Raw genomic sequence first — 16,986 nt, forward strand, 5'->3', positions numbered from 1 at the left:
GCCACATGAAGAAAAATCCGACCTAAAGTCGTTCAAAAATCCACCAGTCCCGGTATGATCGCGCGCCCTGGAACACCTGCCGGAAATGACCTTGATGAAGTCCAACCTGATCGCCGCCGCGGAAATCGATCGTCTCGATACCTGGGCCAAGTACACCGCCCCCATGTGCGGCTCCTGCATGTCCAGCTGCTGCACACTGCCGGTGGAAGTGAAGATCAAGGACCTGATCCGCATCGGCATCGTCGATGAATTCGAACGCGGCGAGCCGGCGAAGAACATCGCCAAGCGCCTGCAGAAGGAAGGCATCGTCGAGCGCTATAACCAGAAGTCGGAAATCTTCACCCTGCAGCGCATGAGCAACAACGACTGCCTGTATCTGGATCGTAAAAGCCGCCTGTGCACCATTTATGACAAGCGCCCGGACACCTGCCGCAACCATCCGAAGATCGGCCCGCGCCCGGGTTACTGCGCCTACAAGCCCAAGCCCCAGGTGCGCCCGACCAATACCAGCAGCCGGACCCTGGAACGCTTCTGAGCCCCGGCCTGCGCCTGCAACCCTGTTCCCCATGTAACCCTGCCGCCCTGTAGCCGCTGCCGAGCCTTGGCGAGGCTGCGAACGGCTGCAAAGCCGCCGCAGTACGGGCCACTGCAGAGTTTCAGATACACCGTTTTACGACCGCTACGCGGTCGAGCGCAGCCTCGCAGGCTCGGCAGCGGCGACAGGACCCGAGCTTTTTCACAGATCAAAAAAAACGCCCCCGGCCGCAAGGCCGGGGGCGTTTTCATTCAGCCGGAACTAAAGACTCAGTTCTTGGCTTTCTTGGCAGCGCGAGTACGCTCGCCTTCGTCCAGGATCTTCTTGCGAAGACGGATGGACTTAGGAGTCACTTCACACAGCTCGTCGTCCTGGATGAATTCCAGAGCCTGTTCCAGGGTGAAACGGACCGGTGGAACCAGGGCGATGGTTTCGTCCTTGCCCGAAGCACGCATGTTGTCGAGCTTCTTGCCTTTGGTTGGGTTCACACCCAGGTCGTTGTCACGGCTGTTCAGACCAACGATCTGACCGTTGTAGATTTCCTGGCCGTGCTCGACGAACAGCTTGCCGCGCGCCTGCAGGGTTTCCAGGGAGTAGGTCAGGGCCTTGCCGGTTTCTACCGATACCAGTACGCCGTTCTGACGGCCGGACATGTGGCCGGACTTCATCGGAGCGTAGCGATCGAAGATCGAGGTCAGGATGCCTGCACCGTTGGTCAGGGTCAGGAACTGGTTACGGAAACCGATCAGACCACGGGCTGGAATGTTGTATTCCAGGCGTACACGGCCCTTGCCATCCGGAACCATGTTGCTCAGGTCGCCCTTACGCAGGCCCATTTCTTCCATGACCTTGCCCTGGGAATCTTCAGGGATGTCGATGGTGACGTTTTCGAACGGTTCCTGCTTCACGCCGTCAACTTCACGGATGATCACTTCAGGACGGCCAACGCCCATTTCGAAACCTTCGCGACGCATGGTTTCGATCAGTACCGACAGGTGCAGCTCACCACGGCCGGAAACCTTGAACTTGTCGGCCGAGTCGCCTTCTTCGACACGCAGAGCAACGTTGTACAGCAGCTCCTTGTCCAGACGCTCCTTGATGTTACGGGAGGTCACGAACTTGCCTTCTTTACCGCAGAATGGCGAGTCGTTGACCTGGAAGGTCATGGAAACGGTTGGCTCGTCGACGGTCAGCGGCTTCATCGCTTCAACAGCGGTCGGGTCGCACAGGGTGTCGGAGATGAACAGCTCGTCGAAACCGCTGATGCAGACGATGTCGCCGGCAGCGGCTTCTTCAACGTCTACGCGGTGCAGACCGTGGTGGCCCATCAGCTTGAGGATACGACCGTTGCGGCGCTTGCCGTCGACGTCGATGGCCACCACCGGGGTGTTGGGCTTGACGCGACCGCGAGCGATACGGCCAACGCCGATCACACCCAGGAAGCTGTTGTAGTCCAGAGCGGAGATCTGCATCTGGAACGGACCGTCACGGTCAACGCTTGGCGCTGGCACGTTGTCGACGATCGACTGGTACAGCGGGGTCATGTCTTCGGCCATTTCGGTGTGGTCCAGACCGGCGATGCCGTTCAGGGCCGAGGCGTAGACGACTTTGAAGTCCAGCTGTTCTTCGGTGGCGCCCAGGTTGTCGAACAGGTCGAAGATCTGGTCCAGAACCCAGTCAGGACGCGCGCCCGGACGGTCGACCTTGTTGATCACCACGATTGGACGCAGGCCGGCTTCGAAAGCCTTCTTGGTCACGAAACGGGTTTGCGGCATAGGGCCGTCTTGAGCGTCGACCAGCAGCAGCACGGAGTCGACCATGGACATTACGCGCTCAACTTCGCCGCCGAAGTCGGCGTGGCCCGGGGTGTCCACGATGTTGATGTGGTAGCCGTTCCAGTTGATGGCGGTGTTTTTCGCCAGGATGGTAATGCCGCGCTCTTTTTCCTGGTCGTTGGAGTCCATCACGCGCTCGTCGTTGAGCTCGTTGCGCTCCAGGGTGCCGGATTGACGCAGGAGTTTGTCTACCAGGGTGGTCTTACCATGGTCAACGTGGGCAATGATGGCGATGTTGCGTAGATTTTCGATCACTTGTGTATCTCGATCAGAGGATTCGGTGTGCTGACAAATGCTGGCAGCGATTAACAATAGATTCAGGCCTGGCCGTTACAGCTGGACGGCGGCGTCGGGGGGCCGGTGACGCAAGCCACAGGCGAACATCCCCGGGCACTTAGCTCGGTCTATAAACGCGCACATTGGCATGTCCCTCACTGAGCAGATGGTGAGCATGCAGGCGACTCATGACGCCTTTGTCGCAATACAGCAGGTACTGGCGCGTAGGGTCCAGTTCCTTGAAGCGGGCGTTCAATGCATAGAACGGCAGCGCTTTTACTTCGATGCCCGCGAGCTCCAGCGGCTGGTCTTCCTCGGCATCCGGATGACGGATGTCGATGACGATCTGACCGGCCAGCGCTTCACTGACTTCTTCAATCTGCACATCCTGGCCCAACTCGTCGATCACTCGATCGATCGGCACCAGTTTGGCCCGCTCGATCGCACGCTCGAGCACCGCCATATCGAATTCTTTCTCTTCATGCTCGACGCGATGGCGCTTGGCATGGGTCTTGGGGTTCACCGAGATGACCCCGCAGTACTCCGGCATGTGCTTGGCGAAGTCGGCGGTGCCGATCTCCACGGCCAGGTCGATGATGTCCTGCTTGTGGCTGGCGATCAGGGGGCGCAGTACCAGTTTCTCGGTCACGCAGTCGATCACCGACAGGTTCGGCAGGGTCTGGCTGGACACCTGGGAAATCGCCTCGCCGGTCACCAGCGCATCGATGTGCAGGCGGTCGGCGATGCTCGACGCGGCACGCAACATCATACGCTTCAAAATGACGCCCATATGACTGTTGTCGACTTTGCCGAGGATTTCCCCGAGCACTTCCTCGAACGGCACGCTGACGAACAGCACGCGCTGGGAGCTGCCGTACTTCTTCCATATATAGTGCGCGACTTCCATCACGCCCAGTTCATGGGCACGCCCGCCCAGGTTGAAGAAGCAGAAATGCCCCATCAGGCCGCGGCGCATGATCTGGTAGGCCGCCACCGTGGAATCGAAACCGCCGGACATCAGGACCAGGGTCTGTTCCAGGGCGCCCAGCGGGTAGCCGCCGATGCCGTTGTGCTGGCTGTGGATCACGAACAACCGTTGGTCGCGAATTTCCATCCGCACTTCGATTTCAGGCTCTTTCAGGGAAATTCCGGCGGCGCCGCACTGCCGACGCAGTTGGCTGCCGACGTATTTTTCCACGTCCATGGAGCTGAATTCATGCTTGCCGGCACGCTTGCAGCGCACGGCAAAAACCTTCCCCGGGAGGGCTTCGCCAAAGTGCTGCTTGCACTTGGCGACGATGTCGTCGAAGTCGCCCAGAGGGTACTCGTCGACCTGCAGGAAATGCGCGATGCCGGGCATGCAGCTCAGGCGCTCGGTCATGTCCTTCAGGGCCTTGGGCTCGCTGACGGCGGTTTCCAGCTCGAGGTTGTCCCACACACCATTGACCACCACGGCCGGGTCCAGGTCGCGGAGCACGGCACGGATGTTCTTCGCCAACTGACGGATGAAACGCGTCCGAACCGGGCGGCTCTTGATGGTGATTTCCGGGAAAACTTTAACGATTAGTTTCATGAAAACAGCGCGCGCTGGGCCAGCCGAAAAAGGGGGGCGCGGATTATAGCGGAAATTGCTCAAGGTTTAACCAGTTTATGTGCAGAAGGTTTTCGATGCACCAAAACGGGTCATTTATTGGCAAAGACGCTACATTGCAGTGCGCCGAATGCCGGCATTCAACCCAATACGTCGCAGAAAGCGTGATTTTGGGGCAGAAAACCCATCTCGGGGCACTGGCATGCAATTTGCTCCCTTGTGAGGCAGGTTGCCATGGCAGAGTATTCGCGCCGGCATCACCCACATTCTAAGGGCACTCCAACACCAAGCCCGAAGCCACCCGGAGGACACTATGTCGAAGTCGGTTCAACTCATCAAAGATCATGACGTCAAATGGATTGATCTGCGCTTCACTGACACCAAGGGCACTCAACATCACGTGACCATGCCGGCTCGTGATGCGCTGGATGAAGACTTCTTCGAAGCTGGCAAGATGTTCGACGGCTCCTCCATCGCTGGCTGGAAAGGCATCGAAGCCTCCGACATGATCCTGATGCCGGACGACGAAACCGCCGTACTGGACCCGTTCACCGAAGAACCGACCCTGATCCTGGTGTGCGACATCATCGAACCTTCGAGCATGCAGGGTTACGATCGTGACCCACGTGCCATCGCCAAGCGCGCCGAAGAGCACCTGAAAGCCACCGGTATCGGCGACACCGTATTCGCCGGCCCAGAGCCAGAGTTCTTCATCTTCGACCAAGTGAAATTCAAGTCCGACATCTCCGGTTCGATGTTCAAGATCTACTCCGAACAAGGTTCCTGGATGTCCGACCAGGACATCGAAGGCGGCAACAAGGGTCACCGTCCAGGCGTCAAAGGCGGCTACTTTCCGGTTCCACCGTTCGACCACGACCACGAAATCCGTACCTCCATGTGCAACGCACTGGAAGAAATGGGCCTGACCGTTGAAGTTCACCACCACGAAGTGGCGACTGCCGGCCAGAACGAAATCGGCGTCAAGTTCAACACCCTGGTGAAGAAAGCCGACGAAACCCAGACCCTGAAATACGTCGTGCACAACGTGGCCGACGCCTACGGTCGCACCGCCACTTTCATGCCTAAGCCACTGTACGGCGACAACGGCTCGGGCATGCACGTACACATGTCCATCTGGAAAGACGGCAAGAACACCTTCGCCGGTGAAGGCTATGCCGGCCTGTCCGATACCGCTCTGTACTTCATCGGCGGCATCATCAAGCACGGTAAGGCCCTGAACGGCTTCACCAACCCGGCGACCAACTCCTACAAGCGTCTGGTGCCAGGCTTCGAAGCCCCGGTCATGCTGGCCTACTCGGCGCGCAACCGTTCCGCTTCGATCCGTATTCCTTACGTGTCGAGCCCTAAGGCCCGCCGTATCGAAGCCCGTTTCCCGGACCCGGCTGCCAACCCGTACCTGGCCTTCGCTGCCCTGCTGATGGCCGGCCTGGACGGCATCCAGAACAAGATCCACCCTGGCGACGCTGCTGACAAAAACCTGTACGACCTGCCGCCTGAAGAGGCCAAAGAGATCCCACAAGTTTGCGGCAGCCTGAAGGAAGCCCTGGAAGAGCTGGACAAAGGTCGTGCGTTCCTGACCAAAGGCGGCGTTTTCAGCGACGACTTCATCGACGCCTACATCGCCCTGAAAAGCGAAGAAGAAATCAAGGTACGTACCTTCGTACACCCACTGGAATACGAGCTGTACTACAGCTGCTGATCCGGTAACGCCGGCGCAAGCCGCGTGATCAAGGGGCCTCCTTCGGGAGGCCTTTTTTTATGCCCGCGCATTTGCCCTGCCCGGGGTGGTTGCGTGCATCATGGGCACCGTCTCCCCATCAGCAGCCGAGCCCGCCCATGACTTCGCGCCTCAACCTGTGCCTCGCCCTGACTTGCAGCCTGTTCGCCACCGCCGCCTGCGCCAGTGACGCCCCGCCCGCCCTCGCCCCGCTGCTGCAGAGCATCGGCGAACGCCTGGCGATTGCCGATCAGGTGGCCCTGAGCAAATGGGACAGCCACAAGGCCGTGGAAGACCGCCCGCGGGAACAACAGGTGATCGCCGGGGCAACCGCCCAGGCCGCAACCTATCACTTGAGCGAAGAAACGGTTGGGCAGTTCTTCGCCGCCCAGATCGAAGCCAACAAGCTGGTGCAATACGCCCGACTCTCGACCTGGTACTTGCAAGGCCGGGCACCGGACACTCCGCGCCAGGACCTGGCCGGGCAGATCCGCCCCCAACTTGATCAGTTACAAAAACGCCTGCTGCAGCAACTGGCCGACTTCAGCCCGCAGCGCACCGACCGCCAATGCCCGCAATGGCTGGCCCGGGCCAATCAGGCCAGCAGCAGCGACCCACTGCGACGACTGGCGATGGTTCGTGCCACGGCAGAGTTATGTGTGTTCAAAGGTTAACCACGCCTGTGCCACGCGCAGCAGCACCCTATGCTGGAGCCTTTCAGGCACCCGCCAGGATCAGCGAGATGCACCTCGTCATTGCTTGCCTGCTGTGGATCAGCGCATTGCCAGCCGGCGCGCAGATCTACCAGTACACCGACTCGGCCGGTAATCGCGCCTATAGCGACCAGCCGCCGGGAACCTCGTACCGGCAGATTGAAACGCCCGCGCCGAATCGCCTCCCCAGCCCGGCCACCCCGGCGCCACATACGCCGGCAGCACAACCTGCCAGCACCCTTCTGGCCTACGAACGGCTGCAACTGAGCGGCGTACCGGAGCACGGTGCCTTGCGCGCCAACAACGGCAGTTTCAGCGTGCAGGTGGAGTTGCAGCCCAGCCTGCGGCCCGGCCACCGTCTGCGCCTGCTGCTGGATGGCCAGCCCTATGGCCAGGCCGGCCAGGGGCCCGAGCTGCAACTGGTGAATATCGACCGTGGCCAGCACCGGTTGGCGGTGCAGGTGCTGGCTGGCGACAAGGTCCTGCAACAGACCCCGGCCATCAGCTTCACTCTGCTGCGGGCCCGCCGCCCCTGAGCCTCAACCGTGCACCACGCCGCTGGCCAGCAGTGCGGCGATGGTCGATTCATCCAGGCCCAGCCCCTGCAATACCGCCCGGGTGTCCTGCCCCAGGCTCGGCGGCGCCGTACGGTAGCTGGCCGGCGTGCGCGACAACTTCACCGGCGAACCTATGCCCCGGTAGCCATCGAGTTCCACCAGCAGCCCGCGATGCCGGGTGTGGGGATGAGCCACCACCTGGTCGACGGTGGCGATCGAACCACAAGGCACCCCCAGGCCGATCAGCCGCGGGGCCAGCAACGCGCCGTCGTGTGCCGACAGGTAATGCTCCAGTTGCTGCTTCAAGGCCTCGCGATTGACCGAGCGCTGGCCGTTGTCGGTAAAGCGCGGGTCCTCCAGCAACGCGCCGGCCCCCAGTTCCTGGCACAGCCGGGCGAACTGGCGGTCGTTGCCCACCGCCAGGAAAATCGGCTCGCCAGCGGTGCGGTAGCTGTCGTAGGGAGCAATGTTGGGATGGGCGTTGCCCGTGCGTTTGGGCGTCTGGCCGGCGGCGAAGTAGTTCGGCAGGTGCGGGTGCAGCAGGGACACGCCGCAGTCGTACAGGGAGATGTCCAGTGACTGCCCGAGGCCGCTGCGCTGGCGCTCGTTGAGGGCCAGGAGAATCCCCGCCAGGGCATTCAGGCCGGTGACCATATCGACAATCGGCAGGCCGATGCGCAACGGCCCGCCGTCGCCTTCGCCGTTGACGCTCATCAGCCCGGCCATGGCCTGGATCACCGCGTCGTAACCCGGTAGCCCGCCCAGCGGGCCATCGGCGCCAAAGCCGGAAATCCCGCAGTGGATCAACGCCGGAAAACGCTGGCTCAGCACCTCCTGGTAACCGATGCCCCAACGCTGCAGGGTGCCCGGCTTGAAGTTCTCGATCAGCACGTCGGCGCCTTCCAGCAACTGCATCAGCAGTTCCAAGCCTTCGGGGCGCGACAGGTCGACGGCGATCCCCTGCTTGTTACGGTTGATGCCGCGAAAATACGCCGCGTCATCACCTTCGAAAGGCGGCCCCCAGCCCCGGGTCTCATCACCGCTCAAAGGTTCCAGCTTGATCACGTCGGCGCCGTGGTCGGCCAGGGCCTGGGAGCAGTAGGGGCCGCCCAGCACACGGCTGAGATCGATGATTTTCACGCCCGCCAGGGCGCCTTGGGCAAACGTCATGGATGTACTCCGGCAGATCGGACAAGGACGGCCATTCAGGCCGGCAGCAATTGCATGGCCTGGGCCTGGGACAGCGGGCTTTCATTGGCCAGGCGCACCAGCAGCTCGGCATCGATCACCGGCTCAAGGCCCAACGGATCGCGCGGCAACACCTTGTGCACCAGCACCAGGTGAGCCAGGGCCAGGCGCCGATGGTCCGCACCCTGGCGCGCGGCCTCCCAGGCCATGAAGATGGCGCTGGCCAGGTGATAGAGAACGCTGCCCACCTGCCGCACCTGCTCGTCCCGGCGCTGCTGCGCCACGGCATGGAAGCCGGTCACGGTGCGCAACAGGGCCGAATCGAACAGCCGGCGGCTCGCCGGTGGCAAATCGGCCTCGGCCAGCAGCCCGGCCAGATAGCCCTGCAACGGCTCCAGCGCCTGCTCCCGAGTCACCGCCCGGGCAATGTCCAGGGCGACGATGTTGCTGGTGCCCTCCCAGATCGACCCCAGGTGCGCATCGCGCACCAGCCGGGCATCGCTCCACTCCTCGATATAGCCAACCCCGCCGCGCACTTCCATGGCATCGCCGGTCACCCGGCGGGCATCACGGCAGGCGCGGAACTTGATCAGCGGCGTAAGGATCCGCACGCACTTGCGCGCCGTCTCATCGCCGCCATCGGCCCGGGGCAGCAAGCTGGCGATCTGCATGAACATCGAGCGCGCCTGTTCGGCGGGCAGCATCATCTTCAGCAACTGGCGCTGCATCAGCGGCATTTCGATCAGGTGCTTGCCGAAGGCCCGGCGCTGGCGGGCGATGTACAACGCCTCGCTCAGTCCCCGGCGCATCAGCCCCGCCGCGCGCACGCCATTGGACAGGCGCGACATGTTGATCATGTCGGCCATCTGCTGAAAACCGCGGCCGACCTCACCGATCAGGTAGGCCGTGGCGCCTTCCAGGGTGATCTCGCCACTGGCCATCGAGCGGCTGCCCAGCTTGTCCTTCAGGCGCTGGATCCGATAGTGGTTGCGCGAGCCGTCGGGCAGCACCTTGGGCAACAGGAACAGGGTCACCCCGGCCATGCCCGGTGGTGCGTCTTCCGGGCGCGCCAGGACCATGGCCAGGTCGGCATCCGGGTTGGAGCAGAACCACTTCTCACCGAACAGGCGCCATTGGCCATCTTCCAGCCGGGCCCGGGTTTCGGTGCGTGAAACGTCGGAACCGGCGGCCTGTTCGGTCATGAACATCGCCCCCTGGAACAGCGTCTCGAAATCCTGGGACTGCAACTGCGGCAGGTAGCGCGCCACCAGTTCCGGCGTACCGAACTTGCACAGGGTGCGGGTCAGGGAGTCGGTCATGCTCACCGGGCAGCACAGGCCGAACTCGGCCTGGACGAACAGGTAGGTCAGGGCGTACTTGATCAGCGGCGGCGGGCCTCCGGGCTGGTGGCTCATGGCAGCCAGCCCCAGTTCGGCAAAGGCCACCCGTTCCAGGGTGACGTAGTCCGGATGCTTGGCGATGCTTTGCAGGTTCTCGCCGCGGCGGGTACGCGGTTGCAGCACCGGGGGATTCTTGTCGGCGCTCAGGGCCAGCACATCCAGCTCGCCACCGGCCCGGGCGCCCAGGTGCTGCAAGGTGGGCAACCACTGCTGGTAGACCGCCGAGGGCAGGTAGACCTGGAGCAGCGCGGCCAGGCCGGCGTCGCACTCGAACAGGTTGATGCCGCGGCTGTCGGGGATGTTGAGGCTGTCTTCAATGGGGCGGGGCTCGGCGGTCATGGCGCGTCTCCTGTTTTTTGTAGGCCGAGACTAGAGCCGCCATCGATAAGTATCTAATACAAAATCAATCAACTACGATAAGAAATCCATATCGTAGAACCGGAGTCGCCATGGACCTCAAACAGTTGCGCTACTTCGTCGCGGTAGCCGAAGAACTGCATTTCGGGCGGGCCGCGAACCGTCTGTGCATTTCCCAGCCGGCCCTGAGTTTCGACATCAAGAAGCTTGAGGGGCAACTGGAAGTCCAACTGCTCAATCGCAACAACAAGTCGGTGAGCCTGACCAACGCCGGACAGGTTCTGCTGGACGAGGCCCGCTACCTGCTGCTGCGTGCCGACCAGGCGCGGCACCTGACCCAGCGCTCGGCAGAAGGCTTTGCCGGGCGCCTGAGCCTGGGTTTCGTCAACTCGATCCTGCACCGCGGGCTGCCCGAGGCGGTCAAGGCCTTCGAACAGCAATACCCGGAAACCGAAGTGGTGCTGATGGAAATGAACAGTGCCGACCAGACCCAGGCCCTGCAACGCGGCCAGATCGACATCGGCTTCGTCCATGGCAGCACCTTCGCCGCCGGCATCCACAGCGAACCGCTGCTGGCCGAGCCGTTCCTCTGCTGCCTGCCCCAGAGCCACTCGCTGGCCACCCAGGCGCGGATCGACCTGGCGCAACTGGCCAATGACGATTTCATCCTGTTTCCGCGGGCGGTCTCGCCGCACTACCACGACCTGATCATTTCCCGCTGCGTGGCGGCCGGGTTCAGCCCGCGCATTCGCCACGAGACGCGGCTATGGCAAACGGTGGTGGCAATGGTGGCCCACGAGATGGGCGTGGCGCTGGTGCCCCAGACCCTGGCCATGCTCGGCCAGCCGGGCGTGCATTACGGCGAGCTCGAAGGCTCCGGCGCGCCTTCGCAGATCCAGGCGATCCGCCTGGAGGACAAGCCTTCGGCGGCGGCCGAAAGCTTTCTCGGGCTGCTCAAGTCCCTGATCAAACCGGCCGCCGGAGGGCGCTGAGCGTTGGGGCGCGATACGCAATCACGTATCAAACCATAAGATTTAATCATTATATTTTTCGATTCCTGCCTGTATAGGCTCCCAGCGGTCGGACCTTGCCAGAGGTCCATGCGCCCGATCAGGGGCGCATATAACAATAAAAACGCAGGAATTGAACATGAACGCTGCCCAGGATGCCGCTGCCCACAAGAAAGCCCGCAAGGCGGGTATCGCCTCATTCATCGGCACCACCATCGAGTGGTATGACTTCTACGCCTACGGCATCGCCGCCGCCCTGGTGTTCGGCAAGGTGTTCTTTCCCGCCGACCTGCCCCCCGGCACGGCCACCCTGCTGTCCTTCCTCACCCTGTGGGCCGGGTTCATCGCCCGCCCCGTCGGCGGCATCATCTTCGGCCACATGGGCGACAAGATCGGCCGCAAGACCACCCTGGTGATCACCCTGATCATGATGGGCCTGGCCACCACCTGCATCGGCCTGCTGCCCAGCTACCTGCAGATCGGCGTCTGGGCCCCCATTGCCCTGGTGACCCTGCGCATCATCCAGGGCATCGCGGTGGGCGGCGAATGGGGCGGGGCGATCCTCATCGCCAGCGAAAGCGCGCCCAAGGGCAAGGGCATTCTCTATGCCGCCTTCGCCCAGCAGGGTTCGCCGGCCGGCAACCTGCTGGCAACCCTGGTGTTCTTCGGCCTCAGCGCCCTGCCGACTCCGGACTTTCTGCTCTGGGGCTGGCGCATTCCGTTCCTGCTGTCGGCGGTGCTGGTGATCATCGGCATGGTCATCCGCCTCAAGCTGGAAGAATCCGATGACATGAAGCGCCTGATGGAGCAGAAAAAGACCGTCAAGCTGCCGATTCTCGAAGTCCTGCGCGACCACTGGCGCCTGGTACTGCTGGGGGCCGGGGTGCTGCCGATCATCCACGTCACCTATTTCAAGAGCACCTTCGCCCTGTCCTGGGCCACCAAGGAGCTGGGCTACAGCCAGGGCAGCTTCCTCAGCGTGATCGTCATCGCCCTGGTGGTGCAGTTCATCACCCAGCCCCTGGGTGCGGTGCTGGTTTCACGCATGGACATGCGCAAGGCCATGGTGCTGATGGTGGTGCCCGAGCTGCTGCTGATGCCGGCGATGTTCTTCGCCGTGGAGACCGGTCACTACTGGATCGCGGTGCTGGGCATGTGCCTGGCCACGGTGCCGCACTCGATGTTCTATGGCGCGGTGGGCGGCATCCTGGCGCGGGCGTTTCCGACCCGGGTGCGCTACAGCGGACTGTCGATCTCCTATCAGCTGTGTTCACTGCTGGTGGGCGGCGCCACGCCGGTGCTGGCCCAGAGCATCCTCAATGGCACCGGCAGCATCATCGGCGTGGCCATCGCCTCGGCCTGCTACGCCCTGGTCTCGCTGGCATGCATGCTGGCCCTGCTCAAGCGCATCGGCCATAACGCCGCCGAACTGTCCACGGCGGAACAGGCGGATGCCGACGAACTGGCGCGCCAGACTGGCGCCCAGCCACCTGTGGATAAGGTTTCCCGGCCCGACCCGGTGCCCGGCAGCGAGCTACAGCCCGCTCGCTGATGCACCCTGCAAGTGGTGCAGGCGCCGCTCATGTTCCAGCAGCCAGCGCTTGCGCCACAGACCACCGCCATAGCCGGTCAGGGAGCCATCGGCGCCAATCACCCGGTGGCAGGCAATGACAATGGAAATCTGGTTGGCGGCATTGGCCCGGGCCACCGCGCGCACCGCTGAGGGCGAGCCAACCTGCCGCGCCACCTCGGCGTAGCTGCAGGTGGTACCCAGGGGAATGGCCCGCAACGCCTGCCAGACGGTACGGGTAAAGGGCGAGGCGCTCATCGCCAGCGGTGTGGCGAAGTGCACCGCCTCGCCGGCGAAGTAACGCTGCAGTTCGGCCTCGATCTGGTCGATGGGGGCAAAACGCCCGAAACCTATGCTCGAACCGCTGCTCTTCTGCAGGTTCTGCAACTCATTGGCCAGTGCCGGGCGGTCGAAGAATTCCAGCAGATGCAGGACCTGGGCGTCGGCCACCGCCAGCATCACGCCGATCGGGGTCTGCAACCAATCGACCTTGAGCAGTTCCCGCCCCCGCAAGTTGGACGGCGGCTGGCCCGCCAGGCGGCTGAAGGCGTGGCGAAAGCCGCTGTCGGAGTCGAAGCCGGCGCTGATCTGCGCCTCGATCACCGGCTCTCCCGAGGCCAGTTGCTGCATGCCCTGGCCCATGCGACGCAGGCGCGCCATTTCCAGGAAGGTGACGCCGAAATAGCGCTTGAACGCACGGCGCACGGTGGATGGGTCCAGCCCCTGGGCGACCAGGTCGTCCTCGTACCAACGGCGTTCCGGGTCGCGGCCCAACTGCTCGAGCAAGGTCTGCACCCAGGGCTCCTGGACCCCGGCCCGCTCCAGCGGACGACAGCGCAGGCAGGCGCGGAACCCTGCTTCGACACAACCCTTGATGGAGCCGAAGAACACCGTGTTCTCGCGCTTGGGCTTGCGTGCAGCGCAGGTCAGGCGGCAGAACACGCCGGTGCTCTTCACCCCGACAAAGGCAAAGCCTTCATAGGCCGGGTCCCGTGCCAGCAGCGCCTGATACAGGGTGTCGTCATCGGGAAGCTGGAACAGCAGAGGGGCATTTTCCATGGCCGCATCCTAAACCTTGAAGCATCGGGTTCGAGCACTCTAAACCCGCCCTTTGCCCCGCGCCGCTGAAAAACGGGCGTTGATTCTTCTATCAAGGCGCGCCCATCGAGCGCCGCTCAGATTCATGCACTATATTGGTGCAATGCCTTGCACTCAGGTGCCAATACCAGCCCATTTTGGTTCGAAAATACCCGCCAGAGCTGGCAAAACGCCACAGAACCAGGCTTCAAACGCCTGTTTCAGGGCATGCGCGCTTCTTTTCGGAGCCTTGGTTTGGTTTTTGCATTTTCTCCACCACAGCGCCTTAGCCGCGCGCGCACTTCGGGACCGGCCCCGGATTGTCTTGCTTCAAAAGAGGTCACCATCTACCCATGACCATCAGCGACCCACTGCACCGCCTGCTTCTGGACAACCTGACCACCGCCACCATCCTGCTCAATGCCGACCTGCGCCTTGAGTACATGAACCCGGCGGCGGAAATGCTCCTGGCCATCAGCGGCCAGCGCAGCCATGGGCAATTCATCAGCGAGCTGTTCACCGAATCCGCCGAGGCCCTGAGCTCCCTGCGCCAGGCGGTGGAGCAGGCGCACCCCTTCACCAAGCGCGAAGCCATGCTCACCGCACTGACCGGCCAGACCCTGACCGTCGACTACGCGGTGACGCCGATCCTCAGCAACGGCGACACCTTGCTGCTGCTGGAAGTCCACCCCCGGGACCGGCTGCTGCGGATCACCAAGGAAGAGGCCCAGTTGTCCAAGCAGGAAACCAGCAAGATGCTGGTGCGCGGCCTGGCCCATGAAATCAAGAACCCCTTGGGGGGCATTCGCGGCGCCGCACAGTTGCTGGCCCGGGAGCTGCCCGAGGAAAGCCTCAAGGACTACACCAACGTCATCATCGAAGAAGCCGACCGCCTGAGGAACCTGGTGGACCGCATGCTCGGCTCGAACAAGCTGCCATCCCTGGCCCTGACCAACATCCATGAAGTGCTGGAGCGGGTCAGCAGCCTGGTGGAAGCCGAAAGCCAGGGCTGTATCACCCTGGTGCGCGATTACGACCCGAGCATTCCCGACGTGCTGATCGACCGCGAACAGATGATCCAGGCGGTGCTCAACATCGTGCGCAACGCCATGCAGGCCATCAGCAGCCAGAATGAAATGCGCCTGGGGCGCATCACCCTGCGCAGCCGCACCATGCGCCAGTTCACCATCGGCCACGTGCGCCATCGCCTGGTGAGCAAGATCGAGATCATCGACAACGGCCCGGGCATCCCCGCGGAACTGCAGGACACCCTCTTCTTCCCCATGGTCAGCGGCCGCCCGGACGGTACCGGGCTGGGCCTGGCCATCACCCAGAACATCATCAGCCAGCACCAGGGTCTGATCGAATGTGACAGCCATCCCGGCCACACCACGTTCTCGATCTTTCTGCCACTGGAACAAGGAGCCCCATCGACATGAGCCGTAGTGAAACCGTGTGGATCGTCGATGACGACCGTTCTATCCGTTGGGTCCTGGAAAAAGCCTTGCAGCAGGAAGGGATGACCACCCAGAGCTTCGACAGCGCCGACGGGGTGATGAGCCGCCTGGCCCGCCAGGCCCCGGACGTGATCATTTCCGACATTCGCATGCCCGGCGCCAGTGGCCTGGACCTGCTGGCACGGATTCGCGAGCAGCACCCGCGCCTGCCAGTGATCATCATGACCGCGCATTCGGACCTGGATAGCGCTGTCGCCTCCTACCAGGGCGGTGCCTTCGAATACCTGCCCAAGCCGTTCGATGTCGATGAAGCGGTGTCGCTGGTCAAGCGCGCCAATCAGCACGCCCAGGAACAGCAAGGCCTGGAAGTGGCCCCGACCCTGGCTCGCACCCCGGAGATCATCGGCGAAGCGCCGGCGATGCAGGAGGTGTTCCGCGCCATCGGGCGCCTGAGCCACTCCAACATCACAGTGCTGATCAACGGCGAGTCCGGCACCGGCAAGGAGCTGGTAGCCCATGCCCTGCATCGCCACAGCCCGCGGGCGGCTTCGCCGTTCATCGCCCTGAACATGGCGGCGATCCCCAAGGACCTGATGGAATCCGAGCTGTTCGGCCATGAAAAGGGCGCGTTCACCGGCGCGGCCAACCTGCGGCGCGGGCGCTTCGAGCAGGCCGACGGCGGCACTCTGTTCCTCGACGAGATCGGCGACATGCCAGCCGACACCCAGACCCGCCTGCTGCGGGTCCTGGCCGATGGCGAGTTCTATCGGGTCGGTGGCCATACCCCGGTCAAGGTCGATGTACGCATCATCGCCGCGACCCACCAGAACCTGGAAACCCTGGTGCACGCCGGCAAGTTCCGTGAGGACCTGTTCCACCGCCTCAACGTGATCCGCATCCATATCCCGCGCCTGTCGGACCGTCGCGAAGACATCCCGACCCTGGCCAGGCACTTCCTCAGCCGCGCCGCCCAGGAGCTGGCGGTGGAACCCAAGTTGCTGAAAAACGAAACCGAGGAATACCTGAAGAACCTGCCGTGGCCGGGCAACGTGCGCCAGCTGGAGAACACCTGCCGCTGGATCACCGTCATGGCCTCGGGTCGCGAGGTGCATATCAGCGACCTGCCACCGGAGTTGCTGAGCCTGCCCCAGGATTCAGCGCCGGTCACCAACTGGGAACAGGCCCTGCGCCAATGGGCCGACCAGGCCCTGGCCCGCGGGCAATCGAACCTGCTGGACAGCGCGGTACCGAGTTTCGAGCGGATCATGATCGAGACCGCCCTCAAGCACACCGCCGGCCGCCGCCGCGATGCCGCGGTCCTGTTGGGCTGGGGGCGCAATACCCTGACCCGCAAGATCAAGGAGCTGGGGATGAAGGTCGACGGTGGCGACGAGGATGAAGGCGAGGAAGGCTGAAGCCCCGGCCGCGGCATGTAGGAGCTGGCTTGCCAGCGGAGAGGCCCTTGAGCCTTGCAGTGCGCCCACAGGCGCTTTCGCCGGCAAGCCGGCTCCTACGATGAGGATGTGCGTGCACCAGGATGGGGTGCATGCACTGCCCGAAGGCGCGCTGCAGTGCCATCCAGCCCGGGTACAACCCGGGCCTCAGCTCTGAAAAGCCCTCCGTCGAAAACGCAAAAGCCCCGGATTACGGGGCTTTCGGCTTTTTATCCCAGCAATCAACGC

General features: G+C 63.0%; 13 protein-coding genes. 8 read left to right on the top strand and 5 right to left on the bottom strand.

The window, feature by feature from the left end:
- Window positions 1–94: 94 nt before the first annotated feature.
- Window positions 95–535 (top strand): YkgJ family cysteine cluster protein, encoded by a 441-nt coding sequence (locus tag M2395_RS27195; protein ID WP_026020056.1) that lies wholly within the window; start codon window positions 95–97, stop codon window positions 533–535.
- A 269-nt stretch (window positions 536–804) separates the two neighbouring features.
- On the opposite strand, the gene typA is transcribed toward M2395_RS27195, so the two are convergent.
- Entirely contained in the window at window positions 805–2,625 is a 1,821-nt protein-coding gene (typA, locus tag M2395_RS27200) for a translational GTPase TypA (RefSeq protein ID WP_019093868.1), read from the bottom strand.
- Between the two features lie 139 nt (window positions 2,626–2,764).
- Window positions 2,765–4,219, bottom strand: coding sequence for a tRNA uracil 4-sulfurtransferase ThiI (thiI, locus tag M2395_RS27205; RefSeq protein ID WP_011058762.1), 1,455 nt, complete (start codon window positions 4,217–4,219; stop codon window positions 2,765–2,767).
- A gap of 331 nt (window positions 4,220–4,550) precedes the next feature.
- Here thiI and glnA point away from each other — a divergent pair, with 331 nt between their 5' ends.
- The 3 genes from glnA (at window position 4,551) to M2395_RS27220 (ending at window position 7,224) form a co-directional block, all read left to right on the top strand.
- Window positions 4,551–5,957, top strand: coding sequence for a glutamate--ammonia ligase (glnA, locus tag M2395_RS27210; RefSeq protein ID WP_011058761.1), 1,407 nt, complete (start codon window positions 4,551–4,553; stop codon window positions 5,955–5,957).
- Between the two features lie 137 nt (window positions 5,958–6,094).
- The gene (locus M2395_RS27215) at window positions 6,095–6,649 is read left to right on the top strand and encodes a chorismate mutase (protein ID WP_077933223.1); all 555 of its coding nucleotides are present in this window, start codon (window positions 6,095–6,097) and stop codon (window positions 6,647–6,649) included.
- 68 nt (window positions 6,650–6,717) lie between these two features.
- Window positions 6,718–7,224, top strand: a complete 507-nt coding sequence (locus tag M2395_RS27220) for a DUF4124 domain-containing protein (protein WP_185057800.1) — start codon at window positions 6,718–6,720, stop codon at window positions 7,222–7,224.
- 3 nt (window positions 7,225–7,227) lie between these two features.
- Here M2395_RS27220 and M2395_RS27225 read toward each other — a convergent pair whose 3' ends face one another.
- Together M2395_RS27225 and M2395_RS27230 are read right to left on the bottom strand one after the other, a co-directional pair.
- The gene (locus M2395_RS27225) at window positions 7,228–8,415 is read right to left on the bottom strand and encodes a CaiB/BaiF CoA-transferase family protein (protein WP_015633836.1); all 1,188 of its coding nucleotides are present in this window, start codon (window positions 8,413–8,415) and stop codon (window positions 7,228–7,230) included.
- Between the two features lie 35 nt (window positions 8,416–8,450).
- Entirely contained in the window at window positions 8,451–10,172 is a 1,722-nt protein-coding gene (locus M2395_RS27230) for an acyl-CoA dehydrogenase family protein (protein WP_015633835.1), read from the bottom strand.
- A 110-nt stretch (window positions 10,173–10,282) separates the two neighbouring features.
- Between M2395_RS27230 and M2395_RS27235 the strand changes: the two genes are divergently transcribed.
- Window positions 10,283–11,182, top strand: a complete 900-nt coding sequence (locus M2395_RS27235; RefSeq protein ID WP_011058756.1) for a LysR family transcriptional regulator — start codon at window positions 10,283–10,285, stop codon at window positions 11,180–11,182.
- A 157-nt stretch (window positions 11,183–11,339) separates the two neighbouring features.
- A complete protein-coding gene (locus M2395_RS27240; protein WP_015633834.1) occupies window positions 11,340–12,752 on the top strand; it encodes an MFS transporter in 1,413 nt (470 codons plus the stop codon).
- Here the strand turns inward: M2395_RS27240 and M2395_RS27245 are convergent.
- Complete coding sequence (locus M2395_RS27245) at window positions 12,735–13,829, bottom strand: bifunctional transcriptional activator/DNA repair enzyme AdaA (RefSeq protein ID WP_011058754.1); 1,095 nt, start codon at window positions 13,827–13,829, stop codon at window positions 12,735–12,737. The two genes, M2395_RS27240 and M2395_RS27245, sit on opposite strands and share 18 nt — an antisense overlap.
- 371 nt (window positions 13,830–14,200) lie before the next feature.
- Between M2395_RS27245 and glnL the strand changes: the two genes are divergently transcribed.
- Together glnL and ntrC are read left to right on the top strand one after the other, a co-directional pair.
- Window positions 14,201–15,286, top strand: coding sequence for a nitrogen regulation protein NR(II) (gene glnL, locus M2395_RS27250; protein ID WP_011058753.1), 1,086 nt, complete (start codon window positions 14,201–14,203; stop codon window positions 15,284–15,286).
- Window positions 15,283–16,719 (top strand): nitrogen regulation protein NR(I), encoded by a 1,437-nt coding sequence (ntrC, locus tag M2395_RS27255; protein ID WP_011058752.1) that lies wholly within the window; start codon window positions 15,283–15,285, stop codon window positions 16,717–16,719. The genes glnL and ntrC overlap by 4 nt, the downstream gene beginning before the upstream one ends.
- The last annotated feature ends 267 nt before the right edge of the window (window positions 16,720–16,986 follow it).

Origin of the sequence: Pseudomonas sp. BIGb0176, assembly GCF_024810175.1 — a bacterium.
GTDB lineage: Bacteria > Pseudomonadota > Gammaproteobacteria > Pseudomonadales > Pseudomonadaceae > Aquipseudomonas > Aquipseudomonas protegens.

Coding starts and splice junctions, on each gene's coding strand:
- M2395_RS27195 (WP_026020056.1), top strand. CDS start 95: ATGAAGTCCAACCTGATCGCCGCCGCGGAAATCGATCGTCTCGATACC.
- thiI (WP_011058762.1), bottom strand. CDS start 4,219: ATGAAACTAATCGTTAAAGTTTTCCCGGAAATCACCATCAAGAGCCGC.
- glnA (WP_011058761.1), top strand. CDS start 4,551: ATGTCGAAGTCGGTTCAACTCATCAAAGATCATGACGTCAAATGGATT.
- M2395_RS27215 (WP_077933223.1), top strand. CDS start 6,095: ATGACTTCGCGCCTCAACCTGTGCCTCGCCCTGACTTGCAGCCTGTTC.
- M2395_RS27220 (WP_185057800.1), top strand. CDS start 6,718: ATGCACCTCGTCATTGCTTGCCTGCTGTGGATCAGCGCATTGCCAGCC.
- M2395_RS27225 (WP_015633836.1), bottom strand. CDS start 8,415: ATGACGTTTGCCCAAGGCGCCCTGGCGGGCGTGAAAATCATCGATCTC.
- M2395_RS27230 (WP_015633835.1), bottom strand. CDS start 10,172: ATGACCGCCGAGCCCCGCCCCATTGAAGACAGCCTCAACATCCCCGAC.
- M2395_RS27235 (WP_011058756.1), top strand. CDS start 10,283: ATGGACCTCAAACAGTTGCGCTACTTCGTCGCGGTAGCCGAAGAACTG.
- M2395_RS27240 (WP_015633834.1), top strand. CDS start 11,340: ATGAACGCTGCCCAGGATGCCGCTGCCCACAAGAAAGCCCGCAAGGCG.
- M2395_RS27245 (WP_011058754.1), bottom strand. CDS start 13,829: ATGGAAAATGCCCCTCTGCTGTTCCAGCTTCCCGATGACGACACCCTG.
- glnL (WP_011058753.1), top strand. CDS start 14,201: ATGACCATCAGCGACCCACTGCACCGCCTGCTTCTGGACAACCTGACC.
- ntrC (WP_011058752.1), top strand. CDS start 15,283: ATGAGCCGTAGTGAAACCGTGTGGATCGTCGATGACGACCGTTCTATC.